A 15,488-nucleotide genomic window follows, 5' to 3' on the forward strand; every position below is an offset into this window, starting at 1 on the left:
CTGGCAAGCTGACAGCACACCACGACGGAGGAGACCATGGCTGACGAGTTGTACGACCTCAAAGGCATCGCCGAGTTGACCGGCCTGTCGGTGGGTACGGTGCGCGTGTACTTCGCCCGTTCGAAGGACGCCCGCAAGGCGGGGCTGACCGAGGTGACACCGGGATCGGGTGAGGCGTTGCCGGAGCCGGACTATCGGATCGGGCAGTCGCCGGCGTGGAAGTTGGAGACGCTGCAGCCGTGGCTCGACGCACGTAGCTCGTAGGCTGGCGAGCCCTTCGAATACACATAGGCAGACCTCACCAGCTGCACGAGGCACCAAAAGAGCTAATCGCCGGTCGTGAGATCCGTAGGATAGGCACGCATGGTGAACGAACCTAATCGGGCGGACTACTCGGGGCCGCGTCGCCGACTCGAGCGCGCGGTCGCGCACCGCGAGTCAATGCACGACCGGTTCGTAGAAACAAAGGACCTGCACAGACTTCACGGCGAAGTGAGACGGGATGGATCTGCGGTCTACCTCGCTCTCACGCAGCCCTGCGATCCGATGCTTGGCGCCATGTTCGGCGATTGGTTGGGCGCAATTCGAGCCACTCTCGACCATCTCTTCTATCAGCTTGCAGTACTGGAGACCGGACAGAACCCTCCGACCCGCAGCGGTCAGCGGCAATTCCCTGTGTGCCGCACCCAGGAGGAATTCAACGCCCTGTTTACCGGACGGACAAGGCCACTTCACGGCTTCGGTGAGACCGCGATCAACGCCGTCCGCGCAATGCAGCCGATGAATGGCAAGTACGGACCTGATGGGGATGTCATCCTGTGGATCCATGATCACGCACGAATCGATCGCCATCGGACTGACTGGGAAATGGGCGGCAGAGTTGAGCGGGTAGTCCCCGAGTTCGCCGAGGGCGCAGAGGCTCGGGTCGATACGTACTACTACGCCGATACCGACGAGATCCCTCCGGTCTGTTCGGCGACGCGTGAGTTCATCCCGCTCGTCTATGTCTGTAAGACCGAGGAGGACGCTATAGCGCTAGTTGGCGAGCTCGGCTTTAGTGCGGACTCGAAACTGGAGCTGGTTGATTGGTACGTCGACGCCCATAGCAAGGGCGTTTCGGCCAATATCCGGAACGACTCGCTCGCTGATCGGATGACGTTCGCGGAGTGGTTCTTAGGGGCGGCAATCGACTCTTTCGAGAGCCTTCTCTGACGAGTGCTGCGCCGATTCAGTGCGCCAGCATTCGCAGTATCGGACGAGGCAGCCGTCGATGTGGTGGTGGAGGCAGAGGGGGTGCCTGCACGCGTCACAGAGGGCGTACCCGTGGGCGCCCATCAGCGGGGCATCGTCGCTGGGGCGGCGAGGCGGTACCACAAGGCGAGCCAGCGGACGCGCCGCCAGCGCCAGCGGTCCGGGCGACCCGGACGCTGGTCGCGACATGAGCGCCACACCTTCTCGCAGGCTTGGCACATGACGACTTCGCGTTGATGGTCGCGGGCCGTCGGGAGCGGGCAGCGGTGGTTGTCACGCGGCCGGAGGGTCACGACGTCGCTCATCGTCGTCCCCCGGTCCAGGTCGGTGGCCGCTGTTCGTAGAACGCGGGGATCGTCTCGCATGGTGTGCGTTCGATCGGCTGGTCGGCGTGCTGTCGGCGGCGTGCTCGGCGGTTCTCTCGCTCGGCGCGGCGCCGGTCTGCCCGGTTCATCGTCGTCTCCCGGTGCGGGTGTACCCGCGGTGTCGGCGGCGGGCCCGGTACTTCATGCGCGGCCAGAACAGCGGCACCCTCGGGGCGTCCGGCCCGAACAGGAGACGCGCGAGGTTCGGGTTGACGTCGGTGAACGTCACCTCGACCACCTCGCCGTATGACGGGAGCGTCCATCCCTCGACGACTCCCAGTCCGTCGTCCCCGCCGGCGGAGTCTGCGGTGAATCCGAGCGACGTCATGCCGAGCGGCAGGAAGACGTCGAGGGGCGTGGTCATGGAGTCGCTGGTGCGCGAGGCGGGACCTTTCGCCGGCGTCGTGCATGTCGCGCAGTGGATCGGCGTCCGAGACCAGCGGACGGTGGCCGCGGTGACATCGAGGCCGATGACGTTGGCGCGGGGTTCGATGCAGACGCCCATTTCGTCGCGGTCGTCGGCGCCGGTGGTGACGCCGTGCAGGCCGGACCCGACCTGTCCGCGCAGGATTGTGTTCGGCTCGGCGATCCGCTGGTGCTTGTGGTCGGTCATCGTTGTCCTGTCCATGGGAGGGTGAGGCCGTCGCCTGCGCGGCGGGGCACGTAGTGGACGTGCAGGTGGTCTACCGTCTGCGTGGCCGATGGTCCGGCGTTGACGATCAGATTGAAGTCGGTGCCGTACTGGTCGCCGGTGGTCGCATGGTCATAGGCGGCGCGGAAGGCGGCGGAGGCGAGCACGTTGTCGCGGTGGACGGCATGCATGGTTGGCACGAACAGCATGTGCCCGGGAGTGACCGGGTTGAGCGGCTCGAACCACATGACCGGGCACCAGCCCGAGAAGAAGGTGACCGTGCGGCCGCTGACATCGACGCTGGTAGAGCGGTACCCGCCCGGCCGTATCGGCGGCTGGAAAGTGGCGTACTCGCAGAACGGGCAGCCAGAGACGCTCATGCCGACCTCTGCACGGGCCATTCGCCGGACACCGACGCCGCAGCTTCGTCGTTGCCCTGCCGTTTGAAGTAAGTGAACAGGGACTCGGCCTGCTCGGCCTTCCACTGCGCCTGTGCCCGCATGAGCGACTCGACGTCAGAGAACGACGCCAACTCGGGCAGCCGCAGCATCTTCCACGCGAGCCGGGCGGCGCCGAGTGCGTCAGCGGTAGCGTCGTGCGCGTTCCCGAGTTTCACCCCGTAGTGATCGCACAACGCCGTCAGGGTGCGCTTCCCCTTACGGAACCGGTCGAGAGCCTTATCTAGAACGAACGGATCAACCACTGCACCGACTTCCAAAGGCGGATGCCCGAGCGCGATGCCTTGATGGTGCATCATCGAGCAGTCAAACGACGCGTTCATAATGCACATCAAGAAGTCCTTGGACCACACGGTTTCTAGGCGGTCGCGGATCGCGACGTACCCCTCGGCATAGTTCTGCCCTTCGGCGCGCGCCTTCTCGGTGGTGATCCCGTGGACGTTTGTGGCGCCTTCGGGGATCTCGCGTTCTTCCGGCGGCTGTAGTAGCCATTCGTCAGCGTGCACGTTCGTGCCGTCGATGGTGACGACGGTTGCCGTAACGATGAAGTCCGTGAACACGTCTGTACCTGAACTTTCGATGTCGAAGGCGGCCAGCGGCATGTCGGCGATCACGATGCCGCCTTCCGCTGTGCCCACTCACGGTTGCAGGTGCGGCACCGCCGATGGCCTCTGGTGTCGCGTGCCGTGTTCTCCTCATCGAAGGCGTGGCCTCGCTTGCAGTGGGTCCGAGCGGCGTGGCGGGCGCGCTGGACCGCCGCAGCCTCGCTGCGCCGCACGTTCTCAGCGTGCGTCACGGGCTCAAGATGCTCAGGGTTGCAGCAGGCCCGATTCCGGCACAGATGGTCAAGTTCCAGCCCGGCCGGAACGGGCCCAACGAGGATTGTGAAAGTCAAGATGTGAACGAGCTTGGAGACGTGGAGGTAGTCGCTGATGGCGACGATTCCGTATCCCTGGCTGGTGAGCGCCTTCTGCCATTCCCAGCAGCCGTCGTCTGTGATCGCACAGCGCTCCCGGATATGGGCGATCGGGTCGGCCACCCGGCGATCACGCTGGACGCCTCGTTTCCCAGCGGCCATGCACGCTCGGCCGCAGTACTTCGCTCGCGCCTTCGGGACGGGCGTTCCGCAGACGGGGCAGTCTGGTCGCGGCATCCGATTCGAGTAGGGCTTACGCGACTTCGTCGGCATATCGGTGCTCATGCGGTGACGCTCCCGATCTGGTCGTCGTCGGCGTCGTGCCACTCCGGGTCGTCGGACCGTGCGTCGCCGTCGGCCAGCAGCGGCGCGTCGGGGTCGATACCGGTCGCGTCGGCGAGCTGGTCCACGGCTGCGTCGGTGGCGGCGCGGAGAGCCATCCGGAACGTGTCGGGCTCGGAGTGCTCGACCCACGGGTCGCGGCCGTCGATGATCCATCCGGCGACGTTGATCAGGTCCATCGCGTCGGCGGCGCCGTCGGATGCGAAGCCCTTCGCGGTGAGTACTTTCCGTGCCCGGTCGAGGGCTTCGGCGCGGGCGAGCTGCCGGTCGTCGAGGTGGCCGGCGCGAAGCTCGACGACCTCGCCGGTGATCTTGCTGGTCTTGTTCGGGGTGGTCATGGTGTGCCTTTCGGTGGGTTGGGGATTCGGGCTCGGTGGACGGTGCAGTGGTCGGCTGGGTCGAGGGTTCCTCGGCGCACGGTGTAGATCGGCTCGTCTTCCGGGGCGCCGTCGGCGCGGAGCGCGTCGAGGAACGCTTGGAGGCTCGCAATCGTCTGGTTGCAGCCGCTGGTGGTGATCCACCGCTCTGGGGCGGACATCAGGTGTCCTTCGGGTAGCGGTGGGAGTAGGCGGCGCGCCCGGCCGGGTCGGTGATCAGCCACGGCCGCCCCGCCCACAACGCGCACTTGGTGGCGCGTTCGAGGGCGTCGTCGATGTGCACGAACCGTTCGGGTTCGAGAATGTCTTCGAGGTCTCGGAGGGTGAAGTCGCTCATCGTTTCTTCCTCCACTTCTCCCCGTCCGGGCAGGACGCGTGGTGCGGCAGGTGCAAGGGCTGGCCGGCGGCGCGCATCGCGGCGGCTTTGCTGGTCGGCACGACGACGGCGGCCCAGTGCGGCCCGAACTCGTCGCTCTGGGTGGCGGTGAGCGCGACGTTCCCGCGCTGGTCGTCTTGGTCAGCGTCGACGGGCATACGCTTCTTGCCGGGCTTCGTGATCGCCCACACGATGGTTGCGCCGCAGGATCGGCAACGCACGCGTTTCAGGCTCACTGTCCCTCCTCGACGATCCGGCGGTGGGTGTCGGCATTGATCTCGCCTTGCTGCTCGCGGATGGTGTTCGCCATGCCTTCGAGGTGGTCAGCGAGGGCCGCGACGTCGGGGTAGGCGTGGGCGTCCAGGCGCATGCGGATGTCGGGGTCGCCGTTGTCGAGGCCTGCGGGGATGATGACGATCGAGACGCACGCGGCGGGGAGCTCGTCGTGCAGCGCGGCAATGATGGTGTCGATGTGGTCGGCGTCTTCTTCGCGGACGCGGAGGCTGGGGTCGGGCATGCCGGAGAGGTCGTCGGGGATGTCTGGGCTGGTCATCGGCGGGTTTCTCCGGTCATCGTGTTGTGCTCGATTGGCCGCGCGTTCTGGCGTTGTCCCCAGTGCCAGACGAGGCGGCCGGCGGCACCGAGGATGGCGGCGAGGATCAGGACGGCGATCATGGGATCTCCTGGGTGAGTGGTCCGCCGCAGCAGGCGAGGTGCTGGTCGACGGTGGTGGCGCGTCCGGGGTAGGTGCGATGGCCGCAGAGGCACCAGGTGCGGTCCTCGCGGGCGTTGTAGGTGACGCCGGGGTGGTCGAGGCTTGGGCATAGGTCGGGGCGGGTGCGGTGCCGGGCAGGGAGGTCACTCATCGCTGGCACCGTCCTCGTCGTCGGCGAGGCGGATGTCGCGGGCACCAGCAGTCGCCGGCGTGTCCTGCGGGTCGGCAGCAGGTGAGGAGGTAGCGGCCTTCGCGGGCGGTCTTCGGGCACCGCCCGGCCACGCCCAGCCCTGCTCCGTCAACTGCGCGAGACCACCGCGGAGGGTCGTCCACCACCACTCCCCCGGCTGCGGGCGACGAGTTGGGTCTTCTACATGCGAATGCGGTTCAGTCATGGGTTTGTCTCCTTCAAGTGGTGTCCAGACAGGTTACAGTCTGTCGTTTACCGCTGTTGTCATACGCGCGAAAACTGGCTAGACCGGCCATTCGATCGCCGATACCACCAGCAGATGATGCTCATGCAGCGTCATCGTCATGTTGCGGCGGTCGCAGCGCACCCCGCCCATCGTCGCCAGCGCCAGCGCGTCGGCCTGATTGTTGTCGCTGATCCGCACCCGATCCCCCCACAAGCGCTGCATGCGCTCGACGACCAGATCCTTGTCGCACGCGCCGTGGTCGGTCGCGAACTTCTTCAACTGGGCCGGCGCCACCTGCACGACGGGCACCCGGGCGTGGTGGAGCGACTGCAGCACCAGCCACCACAGGCCGGCGCGATCCCACATCTGGCCGACCTGGGAGGCGAACGCAGGGCCTTCGATCACGGCAAGCTGGGTGTCGGTGCGGGTGACGTGGGTGATGACAGCGTTGCGGATCTTGCGGAGTCGGGTGGTGCGGTCGTCGAGGGTGGCGGTCTTCTTGCCGCTGCTGGTGATGGTTTTCAGTTGGGCGGTGAGGCCTTGGTGGCCGGTGGTGTCGATGGTGGCGATACCCGTACCGGTGAGTGAGAGATCAAGCCCAGTGACGATCATCGCGCACCAGCCTTCGCCGCATTCGACACTGACCCCGCGGCGGCCGCGCAGGAGCGAGAGCAGAATACGCGCTGCCACTTCCTGCGGTGCGCCTTCGATCGACGCACAGGGGCGGCGCACGTTCCACACGGTTCGTCTCGGTACTCGGCATGCGCAATCTGGTGTTCCGCCCAGCTCTCCATGAGCTGGAGATTCTCTGGCCGGTTGTCGAGACGGTCGTGATTCAGGTGGTGGACGCACTCGGTGGGTTCTAGCGTCCGTCCGATCCGCTGCTCCACGATGTGCCGGTGCTCTTCGTAGTAGCCGGCCTTGTCTGAGTGGGGGTGACCGGGCAGGTGAATCATCCGGTATCCGCTGGCGGTCACGAACGTTCCGCCTCGCCACTTCGGATTTCCCTCGCCCTTGTATGCCTCTGCTCGACATGTCATCGAGCAGTACGTGCGACGGTGTCCCCGCCTGTCGTCGCTGGGGACTGCATAGAACTCGCTACCGCATACGGGGCAGGTGCGGTTCTCGCCGGTTCGGGGTGGTGCCATGTCTTGCTCCTTCTTCACGGTGTGGTGTCCGTTTCTGGGTTGCTGGGAATGGGTTTCGTTAAGGCCTGTGTGCCGTTTTGAGGGTTTGGGGGTTACTGGGGTACGTCATCCGATGTTCCGGTGCGCTCAGCGTCCGAATGGGCGGCGGTACGGGTCCTCGTCGTTGCTGGGTGGTTCGGGAATTCGGTGGCAGGTCTCGCAGTAGTCGGTTCCGGCGGTGATTCCGGCTTGGACGCGGGCGGTGCAGGGGATCTTGCGGGTGCGGCCGTTGATGGCGTTGACGCACGATTCTTCGGGTTGGGCCTCGCAGGTGGGGCAGGCGTGCCGGATGGCGTTGTAGGCGTGTTCGTAGGCGTGCCAGATGGGTTGTCCGTCGGCGGCGCCGATGGGGAGGCCGCCGAGTTGCGGGTCTGGTGCTGGTGGTGCGGGGAGGGCGGCGATCGCGTCGCCTTTCTCGCGTTCGGCTTGTTCGCCGCGGATCTTCCGGTAGGCGGCGATGAGGTCGCCGACTTTGATGGCGGGGGCGTTGGGCTGGGAGTAGTGGGTGTCGGCGGCGCGGCAGGCGATGGCGGGGTCGTCGCAGGCGTAGGTCTGCATGCTGGCGGCCCAGGTTTCGATGCGGTTGCGGTCGACGGTGATTCGGTCGTCGTGGATTTCGGCGCGGGAGAGAGCGGCTCCGGCGGCTCGGACGACCGCTTCGGTGAGGGTGGGCGGGGTGGTCATGCGGGTTGGTCCTGTCGGAGTTCGGCGATGATCTGTTCGGCGGCGGTCATGGTGGCTTCGGCCTTCTTGGTGGCCTTGGTGGTGACGGGGTCGTCGGGTGTGCGGGCGGCTTTGGCGACGAAGCGGCGGATCTGGGAGGGCGACCAGGAGTCGGAGCGCTGCCAGGCTTTGATCCCTTCGGCGATCTGGCGGGGGTCGATTCCGTCGGCGAGGAGTGGTTCGACTTCGCGGGCGACGTCGTGCTGGGTCTTGGTGTCGATCCCCCCGCCTGCCCATGCGGCGTAGCCGCGGGCTACTTCGACGGCGGCTCCACTGACGGCGGTGGCGTTGAGTTCGCGCATGCGCGCCACCGATCTCGATTCGCGTTGCGGCGACAAGTGAGATGCATCCCTAGCGCTAGGGGCGGGTCTTTCTGGAGCAGGAGCCGGAGATTGGTGTGGAGCAGGAGCAGGAGCAGGAGTAGGGCCGGGGTTAGACGGGGGGTTAGGGTCAACCCCCCCGCTAAGGGTTAGGCCAGGGGTTAAGTCGGGGGTTACGGGAGGGGTTGGGTTTCCCTCGGGTGCGGGGTTAGCGCCGGGGTTGGACGGGGGGTTGAACGGCGCGAGAGTCGCCGGATCGGTGGCCTTCTGGTCGAGGAGGGACACCACCGCGGTTCGCTTCCACGAGTTGACCTCTGGGTGCTCGTCGCGGAGTCTGCGGACCTCGTGCACGACGACGGCGCGCAGCGTCCGGGACGCCAGATCGGCGCGCGCGTTGGCCATCGAGACGGCCATGTTCGGGGTCTTCCAGAGTCCGTCGTGGCGGATCCACGAGCGGAGGAGGAACTCGTCGGTGTCGGTGTCGATGATCAGGAATCGGCCGCGTGACAACCCGGCCGCCGCGCGCTCAATCCGTTCACGGGTCCAGTCGGTCGCCGACTGCGCGAGACGCCCGGGGTGCCAGTCCCCCGCGCCGCAGTACGTGAGGCCGGGGCTGGTCCACAGCCGCATGAACAGCATCTGCTCGTCGATGGTGAGGTCGAGGAAGTCGTCGTCTCCCCAGATCGCGACGTTGACGGCGGCGAAGTCTTTGCCTGTGGCGGCCACTTAGATCGACCTGCCCTTGGCGTCGGGGTTGTGGGTAGAATCCACGTCATCCACTCCTTCTGTCGTTGTCAGATGGGGTTGGTCAGGCCCCGTCGGTGTTGGTAGCGCCGCGCGGGGCCGACTCATCTCCGACCGACCATAGCGGCGTTCATCGGTTGCAGTCACTCGTCAACCGGCGTTCTGCTGGTCTGCGTGGTGAAGGTCGATGAGTGTGTCGAGGGTGCGCGGGCCGAGAGTGTCGGCGATCCGGGCGAGTTGGTCGTCGTCGCGGTCGACGAGCAGCGCGGCGAGCGCCTGCCGGTCGACGCGGATCTGCTGGGTGCCTTCGCGGAGGCGGCGTGCGCGGGCGGCGTCGGCCCACACGGGGGCGCACTGCTCGCACAGCGGTTCTTTGCGGGCGTTGTGCCGGTTCGCTGCGGCGAGGGTGCCGTGCTCGTGCGGGTTGCCGGCCCGGCGGCGGGCGATGGTGCGCACATAGTGGTCGGGCACGACGTGATAGCGGGCGGGAGTGCCGGCCGGTGAGAGGTCAATGGTGGTGAGGTGGCGGCGCCGGTTGACGCGCACCACCCGCACCCGCAGCCCGGGCGGGTAGACGCCGTGCGGCAGGGTGAGGGTGCGGGTGAGTGCGTGTCTCATGGGTCAGGCCTCGGAGAAGTTCGGGCCGAAGTCACCGGCGACCACGGTGTCGTCGTCGGGGTCGTCGATCACATCGACGTCGATCACATCGTCGGGGTCGGGGCTGTCACCGTAGTCGGTGTCCTCGTCGACGTCGACGTCGTCGATGGACGTCTGGTTCGGGTCGGACTTGTCGGCCTTCGCGACCATTTGCCCGCGCTTGGCGTCGATGACCTTGAACCCGATCGTCTGGCGCTGGCCGTCCTTGATCTCGTCCGTCACGACCTTCTGCACCTCTGCGCGGATCGTCAGCACGTACACGTCGCCGATGTTCGCCCTCGGGTCAGTGCCATCCGCCCAGTCGTATTGATCAATCGGACGCCCGGCGAAGCTGTAGAAGTACAGCCCGTCTGCGGTTCCTCCGGTGCCGTTCAGTTTCTCGACTTTGCTCATGCTGCAGCCCTCTTCTCTGCTTTCCGGCGCCGACTTTCGGCATTCCGGCAGGTTCGGCAACGACGGCCTCCCCCAGTCCGGGGAACTGTGTTCTCCGGGGTGAACTCGTGGCCGGCCTCGCAGTGGGTGCGAGCCGACAGGTGGTGAGTGCCATGACGGACGACGTCCTTGATGTTCTCGGAGCGTGTGTCCCAGCGGAGGTTGTCGAGGCGGTTGTTCGTCGGGTCGCCGTCCTCGTGGCAGGCATCAAGTCCGTCCCCTGATCCGACAAAGGCTTCGAGGACCAACCGGTGGATTCGCCGCGCCTGAACTTCTCCTTCGCGGGACAAACTCACTGCCAGGTACCCGGCCGAGGTCCTATTCGGGCGCAGCAATCGGCCGCGGAGGCGGCGATTCCGGTCGGGAATCATGCGGTCCACCGATCGCACCTGCCCGTGGTCGCTGACTTCGTAGTAGCCCTCCCATCCAGCGATGGGACGCCACTGCTCGGCGGTCATGTGTCAGCCCTCCTGGCTGGTGTTGGTGGTGGCGAGGATGTTCTGCAGTTCCTCGTCGGTGAGGGCGTTGACGCCCTCGATCTTGTCGCCGAACAGCGACGACAGGTGTGCGGCGACGTCAGTGACGCCAGCGTCCGCGAGGGCGGCAAGGACCGAGTTCTCGAGGGACTCGCGGTCCACCGCGACAGGCTGGTCGTCGGCGGGCTGCTCGGGTTGGATGGCCGGGGGTTCGTCGACGATCTCTCCTTCGGCGTAGACCGGCTGGACGTCGACGAGGTCGCGGGTGTCGGTGCGGATCGTGCCGTCGCGGACGACGGCGTCGGAGAACTCGGTGGACAGGGGGAGCCACTTCGCGAGCTGCTTGACGACGGTCTTACGCGCCATCGCCGACCAGTCGGTCTTCCACGGGCCGTTGTTGCCGGCCTTGGAGCGGCGGCGGATCGCTTCGACGTCGGCGACGGACATGACCTCGAACTGGGAGCCGCCGTCCTTCAACACGGCGGCGGCGTAGACGGCGATCGGCTTACCGCGGTCACCGAGTGACGGCTTGTGCCGCAGCGTGGGGGTCAGTCCGTAGGAGTAGTCGAAGTCGTCGTTCTCGTGGACGACGTGGGCCTGCAGCGTCTGCACGCGCCCGGACTGGAACGCGAGCTTGACGAGGCCTCTGTATCCGGGGATGAAGGTGACGGTGTTGCCGTACGGGACGAGGTACGCCTCGCCGAGAGGCCCCGGCTCGAGGCCAAGCTGGGACGCGGTGAGGAGGGCGCCGAGGAAGCTCTCGGGGGTGCAGCGGGCGAGCGCGGGTGTCTGCCGGAGCACGGTGGTCGCGATCCGCGCCATGCGGTCGGGGTTCATGTGCTTCGGGAGGGCACGCCCGATCTCGGGCTTCATGCGCTCGATGAGCTGCGCGAGGGTCGGTTCACCCTGCTGCTGTGCGGGCGCCATTGCGCGCTGCTTGAGATTGTTCGCCATGGTGATCAGTTCTCCTTCTTGGTGGTGGTGCCGAGGACGAAGTCCGCCCATTCGGCGGCTCGGGTTGCGATGAGGTGTTCGGGCATGCCGGTCTCGACTGCGAGACGGAGGCAGGTGAGGCGGATGTCCTGCCCGGAGTCGGGTTCCGGGTCGTCGGGCATTTTCAGTCCCGCGGGTGTCGGGTATGTGGGCGCGTATGGCGCCGGCGGGTATTGCATGTTGGTGTTTCCTTCCTGGTGGGGGTTTTCGTAGGTGCAGGTGTGGATGTCGTGGGCGGGGTACACCGCGGAGCAGATCGCGCACACCGTCGCCGCGGTCATGGGGTGGCCTTCGGGGTGAGGGCGAGGGCTTCCTTGGTGATCTCGTAGAGGTGGTCGGCGCAGTGCGCCAGTGCGCCGCAGTGCGCCGCCTGTGCGCGGGCGCGCAGTTCGGCGGGCATCGATTCGGCCCACTCGGTCAGCCGCGCGTAGCTCAGGTCGACGACGATCCGGGGCGGGACGACGTCGATGGTGACGGTGACCCCGGTGCTGTGCGCGGTCCACGCCCAGGCACCGTTGGCGGTCTTGCTGATGCGGTTGCGTCGCAGGTGTGCGATCTCGCGTTCCGGTGCGCACAGCAGGTAGCCGAGGTGGTTGTCGTCGGTACCGAAGCCGGACGCGAGGATGACCATTGCCTTGTACTCGTCCTCGGTGACCGGTCCGATCGCGGGCTCGTCGCCAGCGTCGAGCAGATCGAGAAGGTCGAGCTGCTCGGCGATCGATGCCGCGGTCATCCGACGACTCCGAGGGACTCTGCGACGACGGCGACGAGATCCCGCGCGGCGCACGGCGTGACCGCGTTCCCGGCCATCCGCACCTGCTCGCGGCGGTTTCCGAGGACGACGTAGTGGCCGGGGAAGTCCATCGCGGCGATGATCTCGCGGGGTTCGAGCATGCGGAATCGGACGTCGTTGATGTCGATCGTCGGGATCTCGGCGGCCAGGAGCGACTGATGGCCGGCAGTGGTGACGGTGCGTGCCGGTTCGCTGACCGGCGTCGACATCTGGCCCTGGTCCCCGCGGGCGGTGTTGTTCCGCATGAGCAGCGCGTGCCTCTCCACCGCGGTGACCGTCGGAATCGGCTGCCCGGTCGGGACGGTTCCGTCCTTCCCGTAGTAGGAGGTGACCAAGCCGTGGTGATTCCCGGACGCGGTGACCGTCGAGAGCGGGTCGGTCGTAGAGCGGGCGTCAGATCCGCCGCCGCGCAGCTCGGCGATGAACGGGGCTGGCGGCTGGACGAGGCCGTGGTTCGCGCCGTCGGCGACCACGGTTGTCAGCGGCTCACGGTGCGGGTCGAGGTCGCGGACGCGCTCACGGAACTGCGTGAGGAACGCCAGGCCGTCAGTCTCGCGCGTGGTGCGGGTCGGCAACGGATCGGCGAGCGACGTCGCGGACTCCCGCCACGTCCCACCGCATGGCACCGCGATCCCCGTCTCCGAGCGCGTGGTCATCGTCCGCAGCGGACCGTCGAGCGGCTGCGCTGTCTTCCCGTCGCGGCCCTCCACTGGCACGGCGAGCGCTTTCGACGCTGTCGTGTGCACGGTGCGGAGCGGATCGTCGGCCGGCCAGGCCCGCATGTACGCGCCAGGCTGCCCGTGCTGCGGGTGCCGCGGGTCGGAGGCGTCGTAGGTGTTGCCGGCAGCCTCGACGATCAGGGGCCGCCAGTAACGGTCGATCCCGGCCTGGATCCGCCGCATCGTCTTCTCGGCGAGGGGCTTGGCGCGGTCCCCGATCCGCTGCCCTTCGAGGGACCAGTCGATGATCTCGGCGGCGGCGCGAACGGTCGGCTCGACGATCTGGTTGCGGCAGGCGACGTTCGGGCACCGGTAGGTGTACTGCGCGCGGTAGCGGCCCCACGGCCGGTCGGGCTTCTTCCACGCCTGCATGGCCAGCACCGGCCCGCAGTCCGGGCAGATCGCCGGCGGACGGTTCAGTTTGTGAAGCGCCGGTGCCGGGTTGCCTTCAAGGGTGAAGACCACGTACATGCGATCCCTGGACTGCGGCGCGCCCGGCCCGGCGTACTGGGCGTGCATCGAGTTGAGCCACACGATCTGATGCCGGTAGCCGAGCGAGTGCATCGCCATCAGCCACGCGTCGAACGGGATCCACTTCGCGGCGTCGACGACGTTCTCGACGATCACCGCTCGATAGCGATGCGCTTCGGCGAACCGCGGGACGTCCCACATCGTCGCGCGTGAGCGCTCCGCCGCGGCGTCGGGCAGCACCTCGCCGAAGAGATCCGGCTGCGCCGTCGCCCGCTTCTTGCCGCGCGCAACGCTGTGCGAGGTGCACTCGGGCGACGCCCAGAGGATGTCCGACGGAGGGAAATACCGCGGGTCAATCTGACTCAGGTCAGCGCAGATGTGATCGGCCGCCGGATGGTTCTCGTTGTGCGTCTCGACGGCGAGCTGCCAGTGGTTCGACGCCGCGCGCACACGGACGCCGGGCACCTGAATCGCGCCCGTCGACGAGCCACCGGCACCACAGAACAGATCGGTCAGGGTCAATTCGCTCACGCCGCACCGCCCTTCGGGACGCGCACCGATACCGACTGGAAACGGCGGTAGAGATCGGGATCCTCAGCCCGCAATGCTGCGGTGTCGACGACTGTGACCTTCTTCTCGAACAGCGGCGCGAGGTCCGGTTCGGCTTCGACGAACTTCTTCGCCGCGAACACGCCGCGCTGCAGCTTGAACAGGGTGTGCATGACGTCGCCGGCCAGGTCGCACACCTCGGCGTGTCCCTTCGCCAACCACACCAGGTTGTTGCGGGCCTCGGTCTTCTTCGCCTTCGCCGCCTTCTCCTCGACGGTGGCCTGCTCGTACGCCTCAACCCAGCGGCGAGCCTCGGCAGCATCATCCGGGTCCAGGAGCAGCGGGCCGTCGTCGTCCGGACGCCCGGCGGCGCCGACGATCTGGGCGAGGGAATCGCGGGCAACGATCGACGGCTCGGTGCCGTCGAGAACGTGCTGCCAGAACGCCTCCTCCTCGGCGTTGATGTGCCCGATCAGTTCGTCGTCGCGGTCCACTCGCCGCACCACCAGCCGGTTCCCGCCGACCAGACCGGCCACGTAGGCGTACGGGGCGCCGGTGACCGCCATCTGGTGCTGCACCTGCAGCTCGGCATGATCGGGGACCTGGTCGTCGGCCCAGTCCTTCGCGAGCCACTGGTTGGTGTTCTTCACCTCGATCGGGATCGGCCCGTCTTCGGTGAGCAGCACGCCGTCGAGGCTCGCGCGCTGCCAGTCGCGGTCCCGGGACGCCAGACCACCGATCAGGCGAACCTCGTAGCCAAGGCGTTCGGCGGCCGTGTCGCGGATGGTCGGCTCGAGCCTGCGGCCCCAGAACATGATCTCGGAGTCGACCGAGCCGAGCGGGAGCTGACCGGTCTTGTCCAGCCACGTGTTGAAGGGGGTGACGCCTTCGACGGTGCTCAAGCCGAGGATGGCCGAGCAGTCGGATGCGCCGACACCCTCGCGCCGCTGGATCAGCCATGCCGTCTCGTCCGCCGGGGTCGGCAGCAGTCGGGCGTGCATCTCGTACGGGTTGTAGTCGGTGGACGGCTTGAACGCGGCAGTCATCGCGTCTCCTTCGGGTGGGGCGGGCAGATGGCCTGCAGCCGGTACTTCTTGATGAACGGGGCGACCTCGGCGAGGGTGACGAGCGTGCCGCCGCTGGCGCCGTCGCGGCGTGCGGTCGCGCAGAACCCTTCGAGGTCGGCGACCGTGCAGGGCATCTCGACGGTCACACGCCGAATGGCGCTCACAGCACGACCTCCTCGCGGATCGGTGCACGCCGCAGGAACTCGATCAACTCGCGCAGCAGGTCCGCCGGATCAGCGGTCGGATCGTCGGTGAACACGTGGACGTTGCGGGTGGTGTTGTTAGTGCTGACGTAGATCCCGGGCTCGCCCCAGGTGCCGCGGTCGGAGTGAGTGATGTGCGCGAAGTGGACGTTCACGGAGATCGTCGGTGCGTGGTTCCTGATGCTTCGGGTCAAGTCGATGGAAGCGTGGGCACCGCCTCCGCCGGCGGCGTGCTCGGCCTCGATGAGGAGTTGAGTCAGGTTGTGCATGGGGGTTCCTTCATGGGTTGTGGTGTGTCGCTTACCGC

General features: G+C 67.2%; 27 protein-coding genes and 1 pseudogene. 2 read left to right on the plus strand and 26 right to left on the minus strand.

Annotation, left to right across the window (positions count from 1 at the left end; all coding sequences use genetic code 11):
• The first annotated feature begins 36 nt into the window (after positions 1-36).
• Both C6V83_RS00005 and C6V83_RS00010 read left to right on the plus strand, forming a co-directional pair.
• A complete protein-coding gene (locus tag C6V83_RS00005) occupies positions 37-264 on the plus strand; it encodes an aminoacyl-tRNA hydrolase (RefSeq protein ID WP_105940650.1) in 228 nt (75 codons plus the stop codon).
• Between the two features lie 99 nt (positions 265-363).
• Positions 364-1,212 carry a hypothetical protein gene (locus C6V83_RS00010; protein WP_159067394.1) on the plus strand — a complete coding sequence of 283 codons (849 nt, stop codon included), beginning with the start codon at positions 364-366 and terminating at the stop codon, positions 1,210-1,212.
• A 489-nt stretch (positions 1,213-1,701) separates the two neighbouring features.
• Here the strand turns inward: C6V83_RS00010 and C6V83_RS18595 are convergent, their stop codons facing one another.
• From C6V83_RS18595 to C6V83_RS00120, 26 genes and pseudogenes are all read right to left on the minus strand, one after another.
• Positions 1,702-2,229, minus strand: a complete 528-nt coding sequence (locus C6V83_RS18595) for a DNA polymerase beta superfamily protein (protein WP_234353801.1) — start codon at positions 2,227-2,229, stop codon at positions 1,702-1,704.
• A complete protein-coding gene (locus tag C6V83_RS00020; RefSeq protein WP_159067395.1) occupies positions 2,226-2,627 on the minus strand; it encodes an HIT family protein in 402 nt (133 codons plus the stop codon). The genes C6V83_RS18595 and C6V83_RS00020 overlap by 4 nt, the downstream gene beginning before the upstream one ends.
• Complete coding sequence (locus C6V83_RS00025; RefSeq protein WP_105940652.1) at positions 2,624-3,319, minus strand: exonuclease domain-containing protein; 696 nt, start codon at positions 3,317-3,319, stop codon at positions 2,624-2,626. The genes C6V83_RS00020 and C6V83_RS00025 overlap by 4 nt, the downstream gene beginning before the upstream one ends.
• Positions 3,316-3,744, minus strand: coding sequence for an HNH endonuclease signature motif containing protein (locus tag C6V83_RS00030; protein ID WP_234353802.1), 429 nt, complete (start codon positions 3,742-3,744; stop codon positions 3,316-3,318). The genes C6V83_RS00025 and C6V83_RS00030 overlap by 4 nt, the downstream gene beginning before the upstream one ends.
• 158 nt (positions 3,745-3,902) lie before the next feature.
• Entirely contained in the window at positions 3,903-4,301 is a 399-nt protein-coding gene (locus C6V83_RS00035; RefSeq protein ID WP_105940654.1) for a hypothetical protein, read from the minus strand.
• A complete protein-coding gene (locus tag C6V83_RS00040) occupies positions 4,298-4,501 on the minus strand; it encodes a hypothetical protein (RefSeq protein ID WP_105940655.1) in 204 nt (67 codons plus the stop codon). Before C6V83_RS00040 ends, C6V83_RS00035 begins: the two co-directional genes overlap by 4 nt.
• On the minus strand, positions 4,501-4,677 hold the full coding sequence (locus C6V83_RS18185; RefSeq protein WP_159067396.1) for a hypothetical protein: 177 nt from the start codon (positions 4,675-4,677) through the stop codon (positions 4,501-4,503). Before C6V83_RS18185 ends, C6V83_RS00040 begins: the two co-directional genes overlap by 1 nt.
• On the minus strand, positions 4,674-4,952 hold the full coding sequence (locus tag C6V83_RS00045) for a hypothetical protein (protein ID WP_159067397.1): 279 nt from the start codon (positions 4,950-4,952) through the stop codon (positions 4,674-4,676). The genes C6V83_RS18185 and C6V83_RS00045 overlap by 4 nt, the downstream gene beginning before the upstream one ends.
• The gene (locus tag C6V83_RS00050; protein WP_105940657.1) at positions 4,949-5,269 is read right to left on the minus strand and encodes a hypothetical protein; all 321 of its coding nucleotides are present in this window, start codon (positions 5,267-5,269) and stop codon (positions 4,949-4,951) included. The genes C6V83_RS00045 and C6V83_RS00050 overlap by 4 nt, the downstream gene beginning before the upstream one ends.
• Positions 5,266-5,391: a hypothetical protein gene (locus C6V83_RS18890; protein WP_267893962.1), complete on the minus strand. Its 126-nt coding sequence runs from the start codon at positions 5,389-5,391 to the stop codon at positions 5,266-5,268. Before C6V83_RS18890 ends, C6V83_RS00050 begins: the two co-directional genes overlap by 4 nt.
• Positions 5,388-5,582, minus strand: coding sequence for a hypothetical protein (locus tag C6V83_RS18190; protein WP_159067398.1), 195 nt, complete (start codon positions 5,580-5,582; stop codon positions 5,388-5,390). Before C6V83_RS18190 ends, C6V83_RS18890 begins: the two co-directional genes overlap by 4 nt.
• On the minus strand, positions 5,575-5,826 hold the full coding sequence (locus C6V83_RS18195; RefSeq protein ID WP_159067399.1) for a hypothetical protein: 252 nt from the start codon (positions 5,824-5,826) through the stop codon (positions 5,575-5,577). The genes C6V83_RS18190 and C6V83_RS18195 overlap by 8 nt, the downstream gene beginning before the upstream one ends.
• A gap of 78 nt (positions 5,827-5,904) precedes the next feature.
• Positions 5,905-6,588 carry a crossover junction endodeoxyribonuclease RuvC gene (locus C6V83_RS00055; protein WP_159067400.1) on the minus strand — a complete coding sequence of 228 codons (684 nt, stop codon included), beginning with the start codon at positions 6,586-6,588 and terminating at the stop codon, positions 5,905-5,907.
• Positions 6,589-6,650: 62 nt separating this feature from the next.
• Positions 6,651-6,995: pseudogene (locus C6V83_RS19045) on the minus strand (HNH endonuclease); the annotation flags it as partial.
• A gap of 126 nt (positions 6,996-7,121) precedes the next feature.
• Positions 7,122-7,718 (minus strand): zinc finger domain-containing protein, encoded by a 597-nt coding sequence (locus tag C6V83_RS00065; RefSeq protein WP_105940660.1) that lies wholly within the window; start codon positions 7,716-7,718, stop codon positions 7,122-7,124.
• The gene (locus C6V83_RS18200; protein WP_159067402.1) at positions 7,715-8,803 is read right to left on the minus strand and encodes a hypothetical protein; all 1,089 of its coding nucleotides are present in this window, start codon (positions 8,801-8,803) and stop codon (positions 7,715-7,717) included. The genes C6V83_RS00065 and C6V83_RS18200 overlap by 4 nt, the downstream gene beginning before the upstream one ends.
• A 168-nt stretch (positions 8,804-8,971) precedes the next feature.
• Entirely contained in the window at positions 8,972-9,439 is a 468-nt protein-coding gene (locus C6V83_RS00080; RefSeq protein ID WP_105940663.1) for a hypothetical protein, read from the minus strand.
• A 3-nt stretch (positions 9,440-9,442) separates the two neighbouring features.
• Positions 9,443-9,871, minus strand: a complete 429-nt coding sequence (locus C6V83_RS00085) for a DUF7171 family protein (RefSeq protein ID WP_105940664.1) — start codon at positions 9,869-9,871, stop codon at positions 9,443-9,445.
• The gene (locus C6V83_RS00090; protein WP_105940665.1) at positions 9,868-10,368 is read right to left on the minus strand and encodes an NUMOD4 motif-containing HNH endonuclease; all 501 of its coding nucleotides are present in this window, start codon (positions 10,366-10,368) and stop codon (positions 9,868-9,870) included. The genes C6V83_RS00085 and C6V83_RS00090 overlap by 4 nt, the downstream gene beginning before the upstream one ends.
• Before the next feature lie 3 nt (positions 10,369-10,371).
• The gene (locus tag C6V83_RS00095; RefSeq protein WP_159067403.1) at positions 10,372-11,340 is read right to left on the minus strand and encodes a recombinase RecT; all 969 of its coding nucleotides are present in this window, start codon (positions 11,338-11,340) and stop codon (positions 10,372-10,374) included.
• A 5-nt stretch (positions 11,341-11,345) separates the two neighbouring features.
• Positions 11,346-11,660: a hypothetical protein gene (locus C6V83_RS00100; RefSeq protein WP_105940667.1), complete on the minus strand. Its 315-nt coding sequence runs from the start codon at positions 11,658-11,660 to the stop codon at positions 11,346-11,348.
• Positions 11,657-12,112 carry a hypothetical protein gene (locus C6V83_RS00105; protein WP_105940668.1) on the minus strand — a complete coding sequence of 152 codons (456 nt, stop codon included), beginning with the start codon at positions 12,110-12,112 and terminating at the stop codon, positions 11,657-11,659. Before C6V83_RS00105 ends, C6V83_RS00100 begins: the two co-directional genes overlap by 4 nt.
• Positions 12,109-13,893: a DNA cytosine methyltransferase gene (locus C6V83_RS00110; protein WP_105940669.1), complete on the minus strand. Its 1,785-nt coding sequence runs from the start codon at positions 13,891-13,893 to the stop codon at positions 12,109-12,111. The genes C6V83_RS00105 and C6V83_RS00110 overlap by 4 nt, the downstream gene beginning before the upstream one ends.
• Complete coding sequence (locus tag C6V83_RS00115) at positions 13,890-14,957, minus strand: YqaJ viral recombinase family nuclease (protein WP_105940670.1); 1,068 nt, start codon at positions 14,955-14,957, stop codon at positions 13,890-13,892. The genes C6V83_RS00110 and C6V83_RS00115 overlap by 4 nt, the downstream gene beginning before the upstream one ends.
• Positions 14,954-15,142 (minus strand): hypothetical protein, encoded by a 189-nt coding sequence (locus C6V83_RS18205; RefSeq protein WP_159067404.1) that lies wholly within the window; start codon positions 15,140-15,142, stop codon positions 14,954-14,956. Before C6V83_RS18205 ends, C6V83_RS00115 begins: the two co-directional genes overlap by 4 nt.
• Positions 15,139-15,450 carry a hypothetical protein gene (locus tag C6V83_RS00120; protein WP_105940671.1) on the minus strand — a complete coding sequence of 104 codons (312 nt, stop codon included), beginning with the start codon at positions 15,448-15,450 and terminating at the stop codon, positions 15,139-15,141. Before C6V83_RS00120 ends, C6V83_RS18205 begins: the two co-directional genes overlap by 4 nt.
• Between the last annotated feature and the right edge of the window lie 38 nt (positions 15,451-15,488).

The organism is Gordonia iterans, from assembly GCF_002993285.1.
GTDB classification, from domain to species: domain Bacteria; phylum Actinomycetota; class Actinomycetes; order Mycobacteriales; family Mycobacteriaceae; genus Gordonia; species Gordonia iterans.

What these genes read in the sequence shown, in the direction of transcription:
- C6V83_RS18595 (WP_234353801.1), bottom strand. Translation starts at nt 2,229, where the DNA reads ATGACCGACCACAAGCACCAGCGGATCGCCGAGCCGAACACAATCCTG.
- C6V83_RS00085 (WP_105940664.1), bottom strand. Translation starts at nt 9,871, where the DNA reads ATGAGCAAAGTCGAGAAACTGAACGGCACCGGAGGAACCGCAGACGGG.
- C6V83_RS00120 (WP_105940671.1), bottom strand. Translation starts at nt 15,450, where the DNA reads ATGCACAACCTGACTCAACTCCTCATCGAGGCCGAGCACGCCGCCGGC.
- C6V83_RS18185 (WP_159067396.1), bottom strand. Translation starts at nt 4,677, where the DNA reads ATGAGCGACTTCACCCTCCGAGACCTCGAAGACATTCTCGAACCCGAA.
- C6V83_RS00100 (WP_105940667.1), bottom strand. Translation starts at nt 11,660, where the DNA reads ATGACCGCGGCGACGGTGTGCGCGATCTGCTCCGCGGTGTACCCCGCC.
- C6V83_RS00090 (WP_105940665.1), bottom strand. Translation starts at nt 10,368, where the DNA reads ATGACCGCCGAGCAGTGGCGTCCCATCGCTGGATGGGAGGGCTACTAC.
- C6V83_RS00020 (WP_159067395.1), bottom strand. Translation starts at nt 2,627, where the DNA reads ATGAGCGTCTCTGGCTGCCCGTTCTGCGAGTACGCCACTTTCCAGCCG.
- C6V83_RS00065 (WP_105940660.1), bottom strand. Translation starts at nt 7,718, where the DNA reads ATGACCACCCCGCCCACCCTCACCGAAGCGGTCGTCCGAGCCGCCGGA.
- C6V83_RS00115 (WP_105940670.1), bottom strand. Translation starts at nt 14,957, where the DNA reads ATGACTGCCGCGTTCAAGCCGTCCACCGACTACAACCCGTACGAGATG.
- C6V83_RS00040 (WP_105940655.1), bottom strand. Translation starts at nt 4,501, where the DNA reads ATGTCCGCCCCAGAGCGGTGGATCACCACCAGCGGCTGCAACCAGACG.
- C6V83_RS00095 (WP_159067403.1), bottom strand. Translation starts at nt 11,340, where the DNA reads ATGGCGAACAATCTCAAGCAGCGCGCAATGGCGCCCGCACAGCAGCAG.
- C6V83_RS00010 (WP_159067394.1), top strand. Translation starts at nt 364, where the DNA reads ATGGTGAACGAACCTAATCGGGCGGACTACTCGGGGCCGCGTCGCCGA.
- C6V83_RS00005 (WP_105940650.1), top strand. Translation starts at nt 37, where the DNA reads ATGGCTGACGAGTTGTACGACCTCAAAGGCATCGCCGAGTTGACCGGC.
- C6V83_RS00080 (WP_105940663.1), bottom strand. Translation starts at nt 9,439, where the DNA reads ATGAGACACGCACTCACCCGCACCCTCACCCTGCCGCACGGCGTCTAC.
- C6V83_RS00050 (WP_105940657.1), bottom strand. Translation starts at nt 5,269, where the DNA reads ATGACCAGCCCAGACATCCCCGACGACCTCTCCGGCATGCCCGACCCC.
- C6V83_RS18190 (WP_159067398.1), bottom strand. Translation starts at nt 5,582, where the DNA reads ATGAGTGACCTCCCTGCCCGGCACCGCACCCGCCCCGACCTATGCCCA.
- C6V83_RS18890 (WP_267893962.1), bottom strand. Translation starts at nt 5,391, where the DNA reads ATGATCGCCGTCCTGATCCTCGCCGCCATCCTCGGTGCCGCCGGCCGC.
- C6V83_RS00035 (WP_105940654.1), bottom strand. Translation starts at nt 4,301, where the DNA reads ATGACCACCCCGAACAAGACCAGCAAGATCACCGGCGAGGTCGTCGAG.
- C6V83_RS00105 (WP_105940668.1), bottom strand. Translation starts at nt 12,112, where the DNA reads ATGACCGCGGCATCGATCGCCGAGCAGCTCGACCTTCTCGATCTGCTC.
- C6V83_RS18195 (WP_159067399.1), bottom strand. Translation starts at nt 5,826, where the DNA reads ATGACTGAACCGCATTCGCATGTAGAAGACCCAACTCGTCGCCCGCAG.